We start from the raw sequence: 15832 nt of genomic DNA on the forward strand, positions 1-15832 counted from the left end.
TTCAATTCCCCTTCACTTCGTCTTTGATACGGTATTCGGCGCTGCGTGCGTGCGCGCTCAGGGATTCGCCACGGGCCAGCACCGAAGCGGTCTTGCCCAGCTCGGAAGCACCGGCCTCGGAGCAGAAGATGATCGACGAACGTTTCTGGAAGTCGTACACACCCAGTGGCGAGGAGAAACGCGCAGTGCCGGACGTTGGCAGCACGTGGTTCGGGCCGGCACAGTAATCACCCAGCGCTTCCGAGGTGTGGCGGCCCATGAAGATCGCGCCGGCGTGACGGATCTGCGGCAACCATGCTTGTGGGTCAGCGACCGACAGCTCCAGGTGTTCCGGGGCGATGCGGTTGGCGACTTCGATGGCTTGCGCCATGTCGCGCACGTGAATCAGCGCACCGCGACCATTGATCGAGGTTTCGATGATGGTCGCACGGTCCATGGTCGGCAGCAGTTTGTCGATGCTCGCCGCGACCTTGTCGAGGAACTCGGCGTCGGGACTGACCAGAATTGCCTGAGCGTCTTCGTCGTGCTCGGCCTGGGAGAACAGGTCCATGGCGATCCAGTCCGGATCGGTCTGGCCGTCGCACACCACGAGGATTTCCGACGGGCCGGCGATCATGTCGATGCCGACCTGACCGAACACGTGGCGTTTGGCAGTAGCGACATAAATGTTGCCCGGGCCGACCACTTTGTCCACCTGCGGAACGCTTTCGGTACCGTAAGCCAGCGCAGCAACCGCTTGCGCGCCGCCGATGGTGAACACCCGGTCAACGCCGGCAATGCACGCCGCCGCCAGCACCAGCTCATTGATTTCACCGCGAGGGGTCGGCACCACCATGACCACTTCGGCCACGCCGGCAACCTTGGCCGGAATCGCGTTCATCAACACCGACGACGGGTATGACGCCTTGCCGCCCGGCACGTATAGGCCGGCGCGATCCAGCGGCGTGACCTTCTGCCCGAGTACGGTGCCGTCGGCCTCGGTGTAGCTCCAGGAATCCTGTTTCTGTTTTTCGTGATAGCTGCGCACCCGCGCCGCGGCTTTTTCCAGCGCTTCGCGCTGTGCCACGGTGATGCGGGTCAGGGCCAGTTCCAGACGCTCGCGCGGCAGGATCAGGTCGGCCATCGACGCCACTTCGAGGCCGTCGAACTTCTGGGTGAACTCGACCAGCGCCGCGTCGCCGCGCTCGCGCACCGCCTTGATGATGTCCAGCACGCGCTGATTGACCGAGTCGTCAGACACACTTTCCCAGCTCAGCAGATGATCCAGATGATGCGCGAAATCCGGGTCAGCAGCGTTGAGTCGGCGAATTGCAGTCGGTGCGGTCATAGCGAGAGCCTCATAGGAATGGCAAAAACTCAGGCGCCCTAACTTAGCAGTCGTTTCCGCTTGGGCACCTGAGATTCTGGCTATGAGGCGGATAGACGGGCGCGACTCAAGGTCGCGCAGGTACATCAGCCGCGGTGTCGCGATTCCACTGCCGTGCGCAGGGTATCGATCAACGCCTGGATTCGGGCGTGTTGCATCTTCATCGAAGCCTTGTTGACCACCAGGCGCGAGCTGATCGTGGCGATCAGTTCCTGAGGTTCCAGGCCGTTGGCGCGCAGTGTATTGCCGGTGTCGACCACGTCGATGATCTTGTCGGCCAGACCGATCAGCGGCGCCAGCTCCATCGAGCCGTAGAGCTTGATGATGTCGACCTGACGGCCCTGCTCGGCGTAGTAGCGTTTGGCAACGTTGACGAACTTGGTCGCCACGCGCAGACGGCCCTTGGGCTCGGCTGCGCCGATCTTGCCGGCCGTCATCAGCTTGCACTGGGCAATCTGCAGATCCAGCGGCTCGTAGAGGCCCTGGCCGGTGTATTCCATCAGCACGTCTTTACCGGCGACGCCGAGGTCGGCCGCGCCATGCTCGACATAGGTCGGCACGTCGGTGGCACGCACGATCAACAGACGTACGTCATCCTGAGTGGTGGGGATGATCAGTTTGCGGCTCTTGTCCGGATTCTCGGTCGGCACGATGCCCGCTTCGGCGAGAAGCGGCAGGGTGTCGTCAAGGATGCGGCCCTTGGACAGTGCGATGGTCAACATGGGAAACGTCAGTCCTTATCAAGGTACTCATGTCCGGTCGCAATCGGCGCCGGACACACATCGAGCCGGATACCGGCTCGACTCGAAACAAATTCAGTGGACACCTCCCTGTGCCCAGTGCAGCGACTAGCCCGGAACGCGACGGATCTTGGCGCCCAGCATCTGCAGTTTTTCTTCGATGCACTCGTAACCACGGTCGATGTGGTAGATGCGGTCGATCAGGGTATCGCCTTCGGCCACCAGGGCCGAGATGACCAGGCTCGCCGAAGCACGCAGGTCGGTGGCCATCACTGGCGCGCCCTTCAGCACTTCAGTACCGGTGACGATCGCAGTGTTGCCTTCGACCTGGATTCTGGCGCCCATGCGGTGCAGTTCGTACACGTGCATGAAACGGTTTTCGAAGATCGTCTCGATTACCGCACCGGTGCCTTCGGCAATGGCGTTGAGCGAGATGAACTGTGCCTGCATGTCGGTCGGGAACGCCGGGTACGGTGCCGTGCGCACGTTGACCGCTTTCGGGCGCTTGCCGTGCATGTTCAGCTCGATCCAGTCTTCACCGCAGGTGATTTCCGCACCGGACTCACGGAGCTTTTCCAGGACTGCTTCAAGAATGGTCGGATCAGTGTCCTTGACCTTGACGCGGCCACCGGTGACCGCAGCGGCCACCAGGTAGGTGCCGGTTTCGATACGGTCAGGCATGACCTTGTAGAAACACGAACCCAGGCGCTCGACGCCATCGATGGTGATGGTGTCGGTACCGGCACCGGAAACCTTGGCGCCCATGGCGTTGAGGAAATTCGCCAGGTCGACGACTTCCGGCTCGCGCGCAGCGTTCTGCAGCACGCTGCGACCCTTGGCCAGGGCAGCCGCCATCATGATGTTTTCGGTACCGGTCACGCTGACGGTATCGAAGAAGAAGTGCGCACCGCGCAGACCGCCTTCAGGCGCCTTGGCCTTGATGTAGCCGCCTTCGACGTCGATCACCGCGCCCATGGCTTCGAGACCACGGATGTGCAGGTCAACCGGACGCGAACCGATGGCGCAACCGCCAGGCAGGGCGACTTCGGCTTCACCGAAACGGGCAACCATCGGCCCCAGAACCAGGATCGAGGCACGCATGGTTTTCACCAGTTCGTATGGCGCGATCAGGGTCTTGATGGTGCGTGGGTCGATTTCAACGCTGAGTTTCTCGTCGATCACAGGCTCGATGCCCATGCGACCGAACAGCTCGATCATGGTGGTGATGTCGTGCAGGTGCGGCAGGTTGCCAACGGTCACCGGGCCATCGCACAGCAGGGTGGCGGCCAGAATCGGCAGGGCGGAGTTCTTCGCCCCGGAGATACGGATTTCGCCATCAAGACGAACGCCACCGGTAATAATCAATTTATCCATAAGAATCTCGACGCCCTAGGGCTCAGGTGCGCTCGGCCCAGGCCGCGCTGCTGAAAAATTTCATAGTGACCGCGTGGATGCTGCCATCAGCGATCCAAGGGTTCAAATGGGCATAGATGCTTTGCTGACGCTTGACCGGGCTCAACGCCGCCAGTTCATCACTAATCACGTTCAGCTGGAAGTTGCAGCCTTCGCCTTCAACTTCCACCTGCGTTCCTGGCAGCTTTCCTTCAAGGAAGCTCTTCACTTCTACGGCCTGCATGCTCAACCTCAATCGGCGCCCTGTGCGCACGGGTCGGACATCATACAAAAAAGCCCCGCGCCTGCGAACCCCGCATTGGCAGGACTCTGACGGGGGGCTTGTTTGTCGATGCGGGTTCAGGGGTGCGCCAGCAACTCGGTCAGTTCGCTGACCTGAGCGATTTCGCGCATGTCTTCCGGCATCGCGCGGATGCTGACGGCCTTGCCGGCCGCCCGGGCATCGCGCATGAAGCACAGCAGCAAGGACAAGCCGACGCTGCTGGACTTCTTCACTGCCGAACAATCAATCACCAGCGATGCCGCCTTGCTGGACTTGATCAGCGCCTGGCCTTCCTTGCGCAGGTCGGGGCCTGTGCGATAGTCCAGCACTCCGCTGAGCAATAGCTCGTCGACATCACTCATACGAACTGCCGCCTCATTCATTGCGCTGGCTTCTCGGCAGCTTTCTCGGTGGTTTCCTTGGCCTTGGCCACTTCGCCAGCCCAATTGTTGATGGTCTTGTCCAGATCGTTGCCATTGCGCTGCATCGCGTCCGCGAACTGATCACGGAACAGCTTGCCGATGTTGATGCCGTTGATGATCACGTTGCGCAGCTTCCACTCGCCGTTGATCTTCTCCAGCGTGTACTGCACCGGATAGATCGCGCCGTTGCTGCCCTTGACGGTCATGCCGACGCTGGTGCGATCGCCCGATTCATCCTTGGCCGGATCAACCGTGATGCCCTGATTGTTGTATTCGAGCAAGGCATTGCCGTAGAACTGGAACAGGCCTTTCTTGAAGTTTTCCTGGAAGGTCTGCATCTGCGCAGGCGTGGCCTTGCGCGAATACTTGACCGTCATGATGCTCTTGGAAATGCCCTCGGCATCCACTACCGGGCCGACGATGTTGTTCAACGCGGCATAGAAATCAGCCGGATCCTGCTTGTATTTCGCTTTGTTGGCCGACAGGTCGGCCAGCATCCGGTTCGTGGTGTCCTGAACCAGATCGTGCGCCGATTGCCCGGGCGCAGCGTTAGCCAGCAGTGGCAGTGTCGCGAGCAACACCAACAGGCCACGTCGCAAGGTAGAGATCATTCAAAAGCTCCTCATTTGGCGTCTTTGCTAACGGTATTGAGCAGGAATTTACCGATCAGGTCTTCCAGTACCAGAGACGACTGCGTGTCGTGGATGGTTCCACCATCCTTCAGACGGGTGTCTTCCCCGCCCACGCTGATACCGATGTACTTCTCGCCCAACAGGCCAGCGGTCAGGATAGACGCTGTGGAGTCGGTCGGCAGGTTGTCGACCTTTTTATCCACTTGCAGGGTGACCCGACCGGTGAAGCTGTCGCGATCCAGATCGATGGCCGTGACCTTGCCGATGGTTACACCGGCCATGGTCACTTTGGCTCTGACCGTCAAACCGGCGATATTGTCGAAGTAGGCATACAGCTTATAGGTGTCGGTGGTCGAGGTCGGAGACAGGCCACTGACCCGCAGCGCCAGCAGCAACAAGGCCAGTATCCCTGCCAGCAGGAACAGGCCGACACCGATTTCCAGGGTGCGGTTTTGCATCAGAAATCTCCAAACATCAAAGCGGTCAGAATAAAGTCCAGGCCGAGCACTGCCAGCGAGGCAAACACCACGGTCTTGGTGGTGGCACGACTGATACCCTCGGAAGTGGGCTCACAGTCATAGCCTTGGAATACGGCAATCCAGGTCACTACAAAGGCGAAAACAATACTTTTGATCACGCCGTTGAGCACGTCACTGGTGAAATTCACGCTGTTCTGCATGTTCGCCCAATAAGAGCCTTCATACACACCCAGCCAGTCGACAGCCACCCACGATCCACCCCAGATGCCTACCACGCTGAAAATCATCGCCAGCACCGGCAGGGAAATGAAACCGGCCCACAGGCGCGGAGCAATGATGTACTTGAGCGGGTCGACACCGATCATTTCCAGGCTGGAAAGCTGTTCGGTGGACTTCATGTTGCCGATTTCGGCCGTCAGCGCCGAACCGGCACGCCCGGCAAACAGCAGCGCCGTCACCACCGGACCCAACTCTCGCAACAAGGTCAGGGCAACCATCTGCCCCACTGCCTGCTCCGAACCGTAGCTCGACAGAATACTGAAGCCCTGCAGCGCCAGCACCATGCCGATGAAAATCCCGGAGACGACGATGATCACCAGCGACATCACGCCAACCGAATGCAGTTGCTTGACCAGCAGACCAAAACCGCCACTGATGCCGCCACGACCGAGCAGGGCGTGAAACAGGAACAGGGTCGCGCGGCCAAACACCGCCACGGCGTCGATCGCCGTCTCGCCAAAGCGGCGTACGCGTTCTATCAATGAAATTCTGCGCATCAGCGCTTCCCCAGAAGATCTGCGCGGTAATCCGTCGCTGGAAAATGGTACGGCACCGGGCCATCGGGGTTGCCGGTCATGAACTGGCGAATACGCGGTTCATCCGAGTTCATCAATTCGTCCGGCGTACCCTGCCCCAGCACCTGACCATCACCCACTACATAAATGTAGTCAGCGATGCTCGCGGTTTCGGCCAGGTCGTGGGAAACCACAATGCTGGTAATGCCCAGCGCATCATTGAGCAGACGGATCAGGCGCACCAGCACGCCCATGGCGATCGGATCCTGACCAACGAAAGGCTCGTCATACATGAGAATCTGCGGATCGAGTGCGATCGCCCGCGCCAGCGCCACGCGACGTTTCATGCCGCCCGACAGCTCGTCCGGCATCAGCTCGATCGCGCCGCGCAGTCCAACCGCCTGCAATTTGAGCAGGACGATGTCGCGGATCATCTCGTCCGGTAATTGGGTATGAACCCGCAAGGGGAAAGCGACGTTCTCGAAGACATCGAGATCGGTAAACAGCGCGCCACTCTGAAACAGCACACCCATGTGCTTTCGCGCATCGAACAGATCACTGCGCGACAGCGTCGGCAGGTTCTGACCGTTGACCCAGACTTCCCCGCTGGAGGGACGCAATTGCGCGCCCATCAGTCGCAGCAGCGTGGTCTTGCCACACCCGGAAGGCCCCATGATGCCGGTAACCTTGCCACGCGGGATGCGAATATCGACGTTATTGAAAATGCTGCGCGCACCGCGCTTGAAGGAGACTCCCTTCAGCTCGACCGCGTAGGCGTTATCGGCACTCATCTAAACTCCTTGCGATGCAGCCTCTCACTCGGACGCCTGGCTTTCCGCAGAAAGCACATACCTCCCGGGCAGGCCGAACTGGCGGCGAACTATATCACTGCAAACGCCAAGCGCCCAAGGCCCATGCCCCTCCGCGTTCAACGATATGACAGGCCCGACGGCACTTTTTCGGGGTTTTGGTTGCCAGGAATGACAAAGCTCGACGAACTTGCGTGAGGCTTTTCAACATAACCGCTATAATCGCCGCCTTTTCATCGGGCTATACGATTTCTGACATGAGCCAATCCAGCGACCTGATTCAATCGGCACAACGCACCATCCGCCTCGAAGTGGAAGCCGTACAAGGCTTGTTGCCCCATATCGACGCCGATTTCGTACGCGCTTGCGAGATGATTCTGGCCAGCAAGGGCCGTGTGGTCGTGGTCGGCATGGGCAAATCCGGGCACGTCGGCAACAAGATTGCCGCGACCCTGGCCAGCACCGGCACCCCGGCCTTTTTTGTTCATCCAGCCGAAGCCAGCCACGGTGACATGGGCATGATCACCCGCGATGACGTGATCCTCGCCCTCTCCAACTCCGGCTCGACCAACGAAATCGTCACCCTGCTGCCACTGATCAAGCGCCTCGGCATCCAGCTGATCAGCCTCACCGGCAACCCGCAGTCGCCACTGGCCAAGGCCGCCGAAGTCAATCTCAACGTTCACGTCGAGCACGAAGCCTGCCCGCTGAACCTGGCACCGACTTCCTCGACCACCGCTGCGCTGGTCATGGGCGACGCCCTGGCCGTGGCGCTGCTGGAAGCCCGGGGTTTTACCGCCGAAGATTTTGCTTTCTCCCACCCGGGCGGCGCCCTGGGTCGACGCCTGTTGCTGAAAGTGGAAAACGTCATGCACGCCGGCCAGGAGCTGCCGCAAGTGCAACGCGGTACCCTGCTCAAGGACGCGCTCATGGAAATGACCCGCAAGGGCCTGGGCATGACCGCGATCGTTGAAGCCGATGGCAAACTGGCCGGAATCTTCACCGACGGCGATTTGCGCCGCACGCTGGACCGCAGCATCGACATCCGCAGCGCCACCATCGACCAGGTCATGACCGCACACGGCAAGACCGCACGGCCCGAGATGCTCGCCGCCGAAGCGCTGAAAATCATGGAAGACCACCGAATCAACGCACTGGTGGTCGTGGACGAAGAAGATCGCCCGATCGGCGCCTTCAACCTCTCCGATCTGCTGCGTGCAGGAGTGATGTAATGACAACCGATCTGCTGCAACGCGGCAAAGCGATCAAACTGGCGGTGTTCGACGTCGATGGTGTCCTCACCGACGGGCGCCTGTACTTCCTCGAAGACGGCAGCGAATTCAAGACCTTCAACACCCTCGACGGCCAGGGCATCAAGATGCTGATGAATGCCGGCGTAGAAACCGCCATCATCAGTGGCCGCAAGACGCCGGTGGTCGAGCGCCGGGCGAAGAACCTCGGCATCCCGCATCTGTTTCAGGGCCGCGAAGACAAATTGGTAGTTCTGGACGGCCTATTGGCGCAACTGGGCCTAAGCTATGAACAGGTCGCCTACCTCGGTGACGACCTGCCTGACCTGCCGGTGATCCGCCGCGTAGGCTTGGGCATGGCCGTGGCCAATGCTGCCGACTTCGTGCGCGAACACGCCCATGGCGTCACTCGGGCCCGCGGTGGCGAAGGTGCCGCCCGCGAATTCTGCGAATTAATCCTGCGCGCCCAGGGCCGCCTCGATGCGGCCAACGCCGCGTACCTGTGAGCCAAACCATGTTTAGCAAAAAATTTCGCAACTTCCTGTTGTTCGGCTGTATCGCTGCCCTGTTTGCAGCGGTCGGCTACTGGAACATCAGCCCTGAACGGTTCCTCGACAAACCTGTGACCAAGGTCGAAGACACCGCCATCGACTGGTACGCCACGAACACGCATACCCTGCAATACCTTCCGGACGGCAAGGTGCAGTACGAAATGACATCGGACAAGGCCGAGCATCTGAAAGCGACGGACGTGACGCTGGTCACCAAACCCGACCTCAACATGTTCCGCGGCACAGACTTTCCGTGGCACGTGACCAGCGAGCGTGGCGAAGTGAATCCGGACGGAACCCAGGTGGAACTGATCGACTCGGTACGCATCAAGCGCACCGATGAAAAGAACCGCGACACCCTGATCACCAGCACCCGCATGACGGTGTTCCCTCAGCAGCAATATGCGCAGACCGAGCAACCCGTTAGAATCGACGGCGCTGGCGGTGTATCGACTGGCGTGGGAATGAAGGCGTATTTGAAGGAAAGCAGGATACACCTGCAATCGAACGTAAGAGGACAGTATGAGGCTCGTTAAAACCCTCCCTATTTTGCTCAGTCTGGGCGCAGCACTGGGAAGCGTGAGCGCCTGGGCTCTGCCGAACGATCAGCAGCAACCTATCCGCATTCAGGCCGACGACGCCCAACTGGACGACAAGAACGGCGTCGCCACCTATAAAGGTGATGTGATCATCACCCAGGGTTCGATGATCGTTAAGGGCAATACGGTGACCATCACCCGTACTCCGACCGGCGATATCGACGTGGTGACCTCGGTGGGCAACCTTGCCTACTTCGAGCAGTTGCAAACCCAGGGTGACACCAAGCCTGTACAGGGCTGGGGCGTGACGATCCAGTATCACGCCGCGCAAAACCGCGTCGTGCTGATCGACAAGGCCAAAGTTGTCGACAAGGACAACAACACCACCCAAGGCGAGAAAATCGTCTATGACACGGTGAGAAAACTGGCCAGCGCCGGTCGCGCTACCGGCAACAAGGTCACCGAGACGCGTCCGCGCATCGACATGGTGATCCAGCCGAAGAAGAAAACCGACGAGAAAACCCAGTAATGGCAACTCTGAAAGCTCAGCACCTGGCCAAGGCCTATAAAAGCCGCCAGGTCGTGCGTGACGTCAGCCTGTCGATCGACAGCGGCCAGATCGTCGGCCTGCTCGGCCCGAACGGTGCCGGCAAGACCACCTGCTTCTACATGATCGTCGGCCTGGTGCAGGCCGATCAGGGCCGCGTACTGATCGACGATCTGGACGTCAGCCACCAGCCGATGCACGGTCGCGCCAAGGCCGGTATCGGCTATCTGCCACAAGAAGCGTCTATCTTCCGCAAACTGTCGGTGGCTGACAACATCATGGCCATCCTCGAGACCCGCCAGGAGCTCGACAAGGCCGGCCGTCGCAAGGAGCTGGAAAGCCTGCTGCAGGAATTCCATATCAGCCACATCCGCGACAACCTCGGCATGAGCCTGTCCGGTGGTGAACGCCGTCGGGTGGAAATCGCCCGCGCCCTGGCGACCGCCCCGAAATTCATCCTGCTCGACGAACCCTTCGCCGGTGTCGACCCGATCTCGGTCGGCGACATCAAGCAGATCATCCATCACCTCAAGGCCAAGGGCATCGGTGTGCTGATCACCGACCACAACGTGCGTGAGACGCTGGATATCTGCGAGACCGCCTACATCGTCAACGACGGTCAACTGATCGCTGAAGGCGATGCGGCAACCATCCTTGCCAACGATCTGGTGAAGGAAGTGTACCTGGGCCACGAGTTCCGCCTTTAAAGCGCGAGCGCATTCGGCCAGCCGTCCGGGTGCTGTAACGTTGAAGCGCTTTTTTTATACGCTTTATTGTTACAGCGCTCTAGGCAAACACGACAGTTTCAGGCATATAATTTGCTTAAGTTTGGCGCTTCGGCGCCCTGTAGTGGATGGCGCATGCGCGCCGGCGAATAAGGTGTTAAGCCCCTGCCATGAAACCATCGCTAGTCTTGAGAATGGGCCAGCAGCTGACGATGACACCGCAGCTGCAACAGGCCATCCGCCTGCTCCAATTGTCGACCCTGGACCTGCAACAGGAAATCCAGGAGGCCCTGGAATCCAATCCGATGCTCGAGCGCCAGGAAGAAGGCGACGACTTCGACAACTCCGATCCATTGGCCGACAACGCCGAACAAAAACCCAACACCGAGATTCAGGAACCCTCCTATCAGGAAACCGCCCCGACGGTGGACAACTTGGAGGAAGGCGAATGGAACGAGCGCATTCCTAACGAATTGCCCGTCGACACCGCCTGGGAAGACGTCTACCAGACCAGCGCCAGCAGCCTGCCCAGCAGCGATGACGATGAGTGGGACTTCACCACCCGCACCTCCGCCGGGGAAAGCCTGCAAAGCCATCTGCTGTGGCAACTGAACCTGGCGCCGATGTCCGACACCGACCGCCTGATCGCCGTGACCCTGATCGATTGCATCAACAATCAGGGCTACCTCGACGAAACCCTCGAAGAAATTCTCGACGCCTTTGATCCGGAACTCGACATCGAGCTGGACGAGATCGAAGCCGTCCTGCATCGCATCCAGCAGTTCGAACCCGCCGGCATCGGCGCACGCAACCTCGGCGAATGCCTGTTGCTGCAACTGCGTCAGCTCCCGGCCAAGAGTCCTTGGCTGAACGAGGCCAAGCGTCTGGTCAGCGATTACATCGATCTGCTTGGCAGTCGCGACTACAGCCAGCTGATGCGACGCATGAAGCTCAAGGAAGACGAGCTGCGTCAGGTCATCGAACTGGTGCAGAGCCTCAATCCGCGCCCGGGTTCACAGATCGAATCCACCGAAGCCGAGTACGTGGTGCCTGACGTGATTGTGCGCAAGGACAACGAACGCTGGCTGGTCGAGCTGAATCAGGAGTCGGTGCCTCGTCTGCGGGTCAATGCGCAGTATGCCGGCTTCGTGCGACGCGCCGACACCAGCGCCGACAACACCTTCATGCGCAACCAGTTGCAAGAGGCACGCTGGTTCATCAAGAGCCTGCAAAGCCGCAACGAAACCCTGATGAAGGTGGCCACCCAGATCGTCGAGCATCAGCGCGGCTTCCTGGAATACGGCGATGAAGCCATGAAACCGTTGGTCCTGCATGACATCGCCGAGGCGGTCGGCATGCACGAATCGACGATTTCCCGGGTCACCACGCAGAAATTCATGCATACCCCTCGGGGCATTTATGAACTGAAATACTTTTTCTCCAGCCACGTCAGCACCTCTGAAGGCGGTGAATGCTCATCCACGGCGATCCGCGCGATCATCAAAAAACTGGTCGCGGCGGAAAATCAGAAAAAGCCATTGAGTGACAGCAAGATCGCTGGTTTACTGGAGGCACAAGGCATTCAGGTGGCTCGCCGCACCGTCGCCAAGTACCGCGAATCCCTCGGGATCGCGCCTTCGAGCGAACGCAAGCGGTTGATGTAAGCCACGTTACAGCGTTCCAGTGGCAGGCTATCCGGCCTGCCGCTTTATGCACTGGCAACGAAGGAGAAGCTGTATGCAAGTCAACATCAGTGGACACCAACTGGAAGTGACCGAACCTCTGCGCACCTACATCAACGAGAAACTCGAACGATTGGAGCGCCATTTCGACAAGATCACCAACGTGCAGGTCACGATGTGCGTCGAAAAGCTCAAGCAGAAAATCGAAGCCACCTTGCATATTCCCGGCAGCGAAGTGGTCGCCAACGCAGAAGATACCGACATGTACGCTGCGATCGACTCACTGACCGACAAGCTGGATCGCCAACTCAAAAAGCATAAGGAAAAGACCCAGAGCCTCCTCCAGGGCGCAACCGGTCGTTAACACCCCCAACCCATGATCCGACTTGAAAGTATCCTGACCCCCGGCCGTTCCCTGGTGAACGTGCCGGGCGGCAGTAAAAAGAAAGCCCTCGAACAGATTGCCAACCTCATCCATAAAGAAGTGCCGGATCTGGCCATGCAGGATGTGTTCGATGCGCTGATCGCCCGTGAGAAACTCGGTTCCACCGGTTTCGGCAACGGCATCGCCATTCCCCACTGTCGCCTCAAAGGCTGCGAAGCGCCTATCAGCGCATTGATGCACCTTGATGCCCCCATTGATTTCGATGCCATCGACGGCGCTCCGGTTGACTTGCTGTTTGTCCTGCTGGTCCCGGAAGCGGCCACCGATGCTCACCTGGAATTACTGCGCCAGATCGCCAGCATGCTCGATCGCAAGGAAGTGCGCGAAAAACTGCGCAGCGCACCAAGTAACGAAGCCTTGTATCAGGTCGTCCTGAGCGAGCAGAACGGTCATTAATCATGCGTTTGATCATCGTCAGCGGCCGCTCCGGCTCGGGTAAAAGTACTGCCCTGGATGTCCTTGAGGACAATGGCTACTACTGCATCGACAACCTGCCGGCCGGCCTGCTGCCGGAACTCGCCGAACGCGCCCTGATTCATACCGAGCTGGCCCAGCCGCTGGTGGCCGTGTCGATCGATGCACGCAATCTGCCGAGCCACCTGTCGCGTTTCCCCGAACTGCTTGAAGAAGTCCGTGCCCGGCACATCCAGTGCGATGTGTTGTATCTGGATGCCGACGAAGAAACCCTGCTCAAGCGCTTCTCGGAAACCCGCCGGCGCCATCCGCTGAGCACTGCCAATCGTTCGCTGGCCGAAGCGATTCAAGACGAGACGGCCCTGCTCGGCCCGATTGCGGACCTGGCCGACCTCAAGGTCAATACCACCAACCTGAATCTGTACCAACTGCGTGACACCATCAAGTTACGCCTGCTGAACCAGCCGGAGCCGGGCACGGCGTTTCTGGTCGAGTCGTTCGGCTTCAAGCGCGGCATGCCGGTGGATGCGGATCTGGTATTCGACGTGCGCTGCCTGCCCAACCCGTACTGGAAGCCGGAGCTACGCGCCCAGTCGGGTCTCGATGCACCGGTCGCCGAATACCTGGCGGCGCAACCGGAAGTCGAGGAGATGTATCAGGATATCTTCGGCTATCTGAATAAATGGCTGCCACGCTTTGCTGCGAGCAACCGCGCCTACGTCACCATTGCCATTGGCTGCACTGGTGGGCATCACCGCTCCGTTTACCTGACCGAACGCCTGGGTCAGGCCCTGCAGAAAACCCTGAAGAACGTCCAGGTTCGCCACCGCGACCTCACTTAAAGGATTCACACCGCGATGCCTGCTCTGGAAATCGAAATCATCAATAAACTGGGCCTGCATGCCCGAGCTTCGGCCAAGTTCGTCGGGGTGGCGGGCAAGTTCTCGGATTGCACGATCAGAGTGGGTCGTACACCAGAAACAACCGTGGACGGTAAAAGCATCATGGCGATGATGATGCTGGCTGCCGGCAAGGGCACGAAGATCTATCTGAGTACTGAAGGCCATCAGGAACAGGAAGCGCTGGATGCGCTGGTGGAGTTGATCAACAACTACTTCGATGAGGGTGGTTGATCGTTTAAAGATCAAAAGATCGCAGCCTGCGGCAGCTCCTACAGTGAACGCATTCCAATGTAGGAGCTGCCGCAGGCTGCGATCTTTTGATATTCAACCCAACGCCGTATCCATCACCATCATTAGACAAAACCCGATCAGCAAGCCAAGACTGGCCAGCTTGTCATGACCATTGCGTCGCGACTCGGGGATCACCTCATGCGTCACCACCAGCAACATCGCTCCCGCGGCCAGCGCCAGCCCCAACGGCAACAATAACTCTGCCAGGCTGACCAGCCACGCACAGAGCAGTGCAAACACCGGCTCGACCAGCCCCGACGCCGCACCGATCAAAAACGCCTTGACCCGCGACATCCCGGCCCCGGCCAACACCAACGCAATCACTAACCCCTCCGGCACATCCTGCAAGGCGATGCCCATCGCCAGACTGTCGGCATCCGGCATGCCGCCGCCAGCAGACACCCCCACCGCCATGCCTTCCGGGATGTTGTGAGCAATGATGGCGAAGACGAACAACCAGATCCTTGGCGGGATCACCGGGCGCTCAGAGGTACCGACGAGCATTTCCGGTGAGGCGCCGGACAGTTTCAGGTCCACCAGATACAGACCGAATGCACCGAGCATGATGCCGAAACAGATCAGCCCGCTGGCGCCCCAGGATGTCAGGCCCAGACTTTCGGCAGCAGCGATGCCCGGCACGATCAGCGAAAACGCAGTCGCCGCCAGCATCACGCCGGCGCCGAACCCCAACAGCGTATCGCTGAGCCTCTGCGGCATGCGCCGGATCACCAGCACCGGCACCGCGCCGAGCGCCGTGCCGAGGGCGCAAATCGCGCCACCCTGCAAGGCCCGCGACAGTTTCGGCTGCAGATTCAGCCATTCCAGCCCATGCGCCGCCAGTAAAGTCATGCCCGCCAGCAGCAACAGCGACCCGACCGCATAACGAAACATGCGCCCACCACCAATCGCCAGTGTTTCAGTGCCCATAGTCAGCCCTGGATTGTTTTTATAGATGACTTAAACCAGCGCAGCCTGATAACGCGCGGCCACTTCAGGCCAATTGATCACGTTGTAGAACGCGTTGATGTATTCCGGACGGCGGTTCTGATAGCGCAGGTAGTAGGCGTGTTCCCAGACATCCAGACCGAGAATCGGCGTATTACCCTTCATCAGCGGACTGTCCTGGTTGCCGCTGCTTTCCACGATCAATGTCTTCTCTGGAGTGACGCTGAGCCAGGCCCAGCCACTGCCGAAACGGGTCAGCGCGGCTTTGGTGAAGGCTTCCTTGAAGCTGTCGAGACCGCCCAGTTGCTCCTCGATCGCCTTGGCCAGTGCACCGTCAGGCTTGCCGCCACCGTTGGGCACCATGACTTCCCAGAACAACGAATGGTTGGCGTGACCGCCACCCTGATTGATCACGGCCGCACGGAGTTTTTCCGGTAACTGCTGAACGCTGGCGACCAGTTTTTCCACCGGCCACTCGGCGTACTCAGTGCCTTCGACGGCGGCGTTGAGGTTGTTGATGTAGGTCTGGTGGTGCTTGGTGTAGTGAATCTCCATGGTTTGCGCATCGATGTGCGGTTCCAGGGCGTCGTAGGCGTACGGCAAGGCAGGCAAGGTAAAAGCCAT

At 59.6% G+C, this 15832-nt stretch carries 21 protein-coding genes; 10 read left to right on the forward strand and 11 right to left on the reverse strand.

The window, feature by feature from the left end:
• Position 1: 1 nt before the first annotated feature.
• From hisD to KVQ82_RS25565, 9 genes are all read right to left on the reverse strand, one after another.
• Positions 2-1327, reverse strand: coding sequence for a histidinol dehydrogenase (gene hisD, locus KVQ82_RS25525; protein WP_222016528.1), 1326 nt, complete (start codon positions 1325-1327; stop codon positions 2-4).
• Between the two features lie 125 nt (positions 1328-1452).
• The gene (gene hisG / locus KVQ82_RS25530) at positions 1453-2088 is read right to left on the reverse strand and encodes an ATP phosphoribosyltransferase (RefSeq protein WP_041072861.1); all 636 of its coding nucleotides are present in this window, start codon (positions 2086-2088) and stop codon (positions 1453-1455) included.
• A 126-nt stretch (positions 2089-2214) separates the two neighbouring features.
• A complete protein-coding gene (murA, locus tag KVQ82_RS25535; protein ID WP_027610854.1) occupies positions 2215-3480 on the reverse strand; it encodes a UDP-N-acetylglucosamine 1-carboxyvinyltransferase in 1266 nt (421 codons plus the stop codon).
• 22 nt (positions 3481-3502) lie between these two features.
• Complete coding sequence (locus KVQ82_RS25540) at positions 3503-3742, reverse strand: BolA family protein (protein WP_007953556.1); 240 nt, start codon at positions 3740-3742, stop codon at positions 3503-3505.
• Positions 3743-3858: 116 nt separating this feature from the next.
• On the reverse strand, positions 3859-4164 hold the full coding sequence (locus KVQ82_RS25545) for a lipid asymmetry maintenance protein MlaB (protein ID WP_041072857.1): 306 nt from the start codon (positions 4162-4164) through the stop codon (positions 3859-3861).
• Positions 4161-4814: a phospholipid-binding protein MlaC gene (locus KVQ82_RS25550; protein ID WP_041072855.1), complete on the reverse strand. Its 654-nt coding sequence runs from the start codon at positions 4812-4814 to the stop codon at positions 4161-4163. The genes KVQ82_RS25545 and KVQ82_RS25550 overlap by 4 nt, the downstream gene beginning before the upstream one ends.
• Before the next feature lie 11 nt (positions 4815-4825).
• Entirely contained in the window at positions 4826-5293 is a 468-nt protein-coding gene (gene mlaD, locus KVQ82_RS25555) for an outer membrane lipid asymmetry maintenance protein MlaD (RefSeq protein ID WP_007967220.1), read from the reverse strand.
• Positions 5293-6090: a lipid asymmetry maintenance ABC transporter permease subunit MlaE gene (gene mlaE / locus KVQ82_RS25560; RefSeq protein WP_025109452.1), complete on the reverse strand. Its 798-nt coding sequence runs from the start codon at positions 6088-6090 to the stop codon at positions 5293-5295. The genes mlaD and mlaE overlap by 1 nt, the downstream gene beginning before the upstream one ends.
• Positions 6090-6899 (reverse strand): ATP-binding cassette domain-containing protein, encoded by an 810-nt coding sequence (locus tag KVQ82_RS25565; RefSeq protein ID WP_003221703.1) that lies wholly within the window; start codon positions 6897-6899, stop codon positions 6090-6092. The genes mlaE and KVQ82_RS25565 overlap by 1 nt, the downstream gene beginning before the upstream one ends.
• 275 nt (positions 6900-7174) lie before the next feature.
• Here KVQ82_RS25565 and KVQ82_RS25570 point away from each other — a divergent pair, with 275 nt between their 5' ends.
• The 10 genes from KVQ82_RS25570 (at position 7175) to KVQ82_RS25615 (ending at position 14203) form a co-directional block, all read left to right on the forward strand.
• Positions 7175-8149 (forward strand): KpsF/GutQ family sugar-phosphate isomerase, encoded by a 975-nt coding sequence (locus tag KVQ82_RS25570; RefSeq protein WP_027610849.1) that lies wholly within the window; start codon positions 7175-7177, stop codon positions 8147-8149.
• Complete coding sequence (locus tag KVQ82_RS25575; protein ID WP_007967216.1) at positions 8149-8673, forward strand: HAD family hydrolase; 525 nt, start codon at positions 8149-8151, stop codon at positions 8671-8673. The genes KVQ82_RS25570 and KVQ82_RS25575 overlap by 1 nt, the downstream gene beginning before the upstream one ends.
• Positions 8674-8681: 8 nt before the next feature.
• Positions 8682-9254, forward strand: coding sequence for an LPS export ABC transporter periplasmic protein LptC (gene lptC / locus KVQ82_RS25580; protein ID WP_041072852.1), 573 nt, complete (start codon positions 8682-8684; stop codon positions 9252-9254).
• On the forward strand, positions 9241-9786 hold the full coding sequence (gene lptA, locus KVQ82_RS25585) for a lipopolysaccharide transport periplasmic protein LptA (RefSeq protein ID WP_222016530.1): 546 nt from the start codon (positions 9241-9243) through the stop codon (positions 9784-9786). Before lptC ends, lptA begins: the two co-directional genes overlap by 14 nt.
• Positions 9786-10511, forward strand: coding sequence for an LPS export ABC transporter ATP-binding protein (gene lptB, locus KVQ82_RS25590; protein ID WP_041072850.1), 726 nt, complete (start codon positions 9786-9788; stop codon positions 10509-10511). The genes lptA and lptB overlap by 1 nt, the downstream gene beginning before the upstream one ends.
• A 188-nt stretch (positions 10512-10699) precedes the next feature.
• On the forward strand, positions 10700-12193 hold the full coding sequence (locus tag KVQ82_RS25595; protein WP_222016533.1) for an RNA polymerase factor sigma-54: 1494 nt from the start codon (positions 10700-10702) through the stop codon (positions 12191-12193).
• A 73-nt stretch (positions 12194-12266) separates the two neighbouring features.
• Positions 12267-12575: a ribosome-associated translation inhibitor RaiA gene (gene raiA, locus KVQ82_RS25600; protein ID WP_025109458.1), complete on the forward strand. Its 309-nt coding sequence runs from the start codon at positions 12267-12269 to the stop codon at positions 12573-12575.
• Positions 12576-12587: 12 nt separating this feature from the next.
• Positions 12588-13052, forward strand: coding sequence for a PTS IIA-like nitrogen regulatory protein PtsN (gene ptsN / locus KVQ82_RS25605; protein WP_041072845.1), 465 nt, complete (start codon positions 12588-12590; stop codon positions 13050-13052).
• A 2-nt stretch (positions 13053-13054) separates the two neighbouring features.
• On the forward strand, positions 13055-13912 hold the full coding sequence (gene rapZ / locus KVQ82_RS25610; RefSeq protein ID WP_041072843.1) for an RNase adapter RapZ: 858 nt from the start codon (positions 13055-13057) through the stop codon (positions 13910-13912).
• Between the two features lie 15 nt (positions 13913-13927).
• Positions 13928-14203 (forward strand): HPr family phosphocarrier protein, encoded by a 276-nt coding sequence (locus tag KVQ82_RS25615; RefSeq protein ID WP_145597376.1) that lies wholly within the window; start codon positions 13928-13930, stop codon positions 14201-14203.
• A 93-nt stretch (positions 14204-14296) separates the two neighbouring features.
• Here the strand turns inward: KVQ82_RS25615 and KVQ82_RS25620 are convergent, their stop codons facing one another.
• Both KVQ82_RS25620 and KVQ82_RS25625 read right to left on the reverse strand, forming a co-directional pair.
• Positions 14297-15190: a ZIP family metal transporter gene (locus KVQ82_RS25620; RefSeq protein ID WP_222016534.1), complete on the reverse strand. Its 894-nt coding sequence runs from the start codon at positions 15188-15190 to the stop codon at positions 14297-14299.
• 30 nt (positions 15191-15220) lie between these two features.
• Positions 15221-15832, reverse strand: coding sequence for a superoxide dismutase (locus KVQ82_RS25625; RefSeq protein ID WP_222016535.1), 612 nt, complete (start codon positions 15830-15832; stop codon positions 15221-15223).

Source organism: Pseudomonas sp. AO-1, from assembly GCF_019775695.1.
Lineage (GTDB): Bacteria > Pseudomonadota > Gammaproteobacteria > Pseudomonadales > Pseudomonadaceae > Aquipseudomonas > Aquipseudomonas parakoreensis.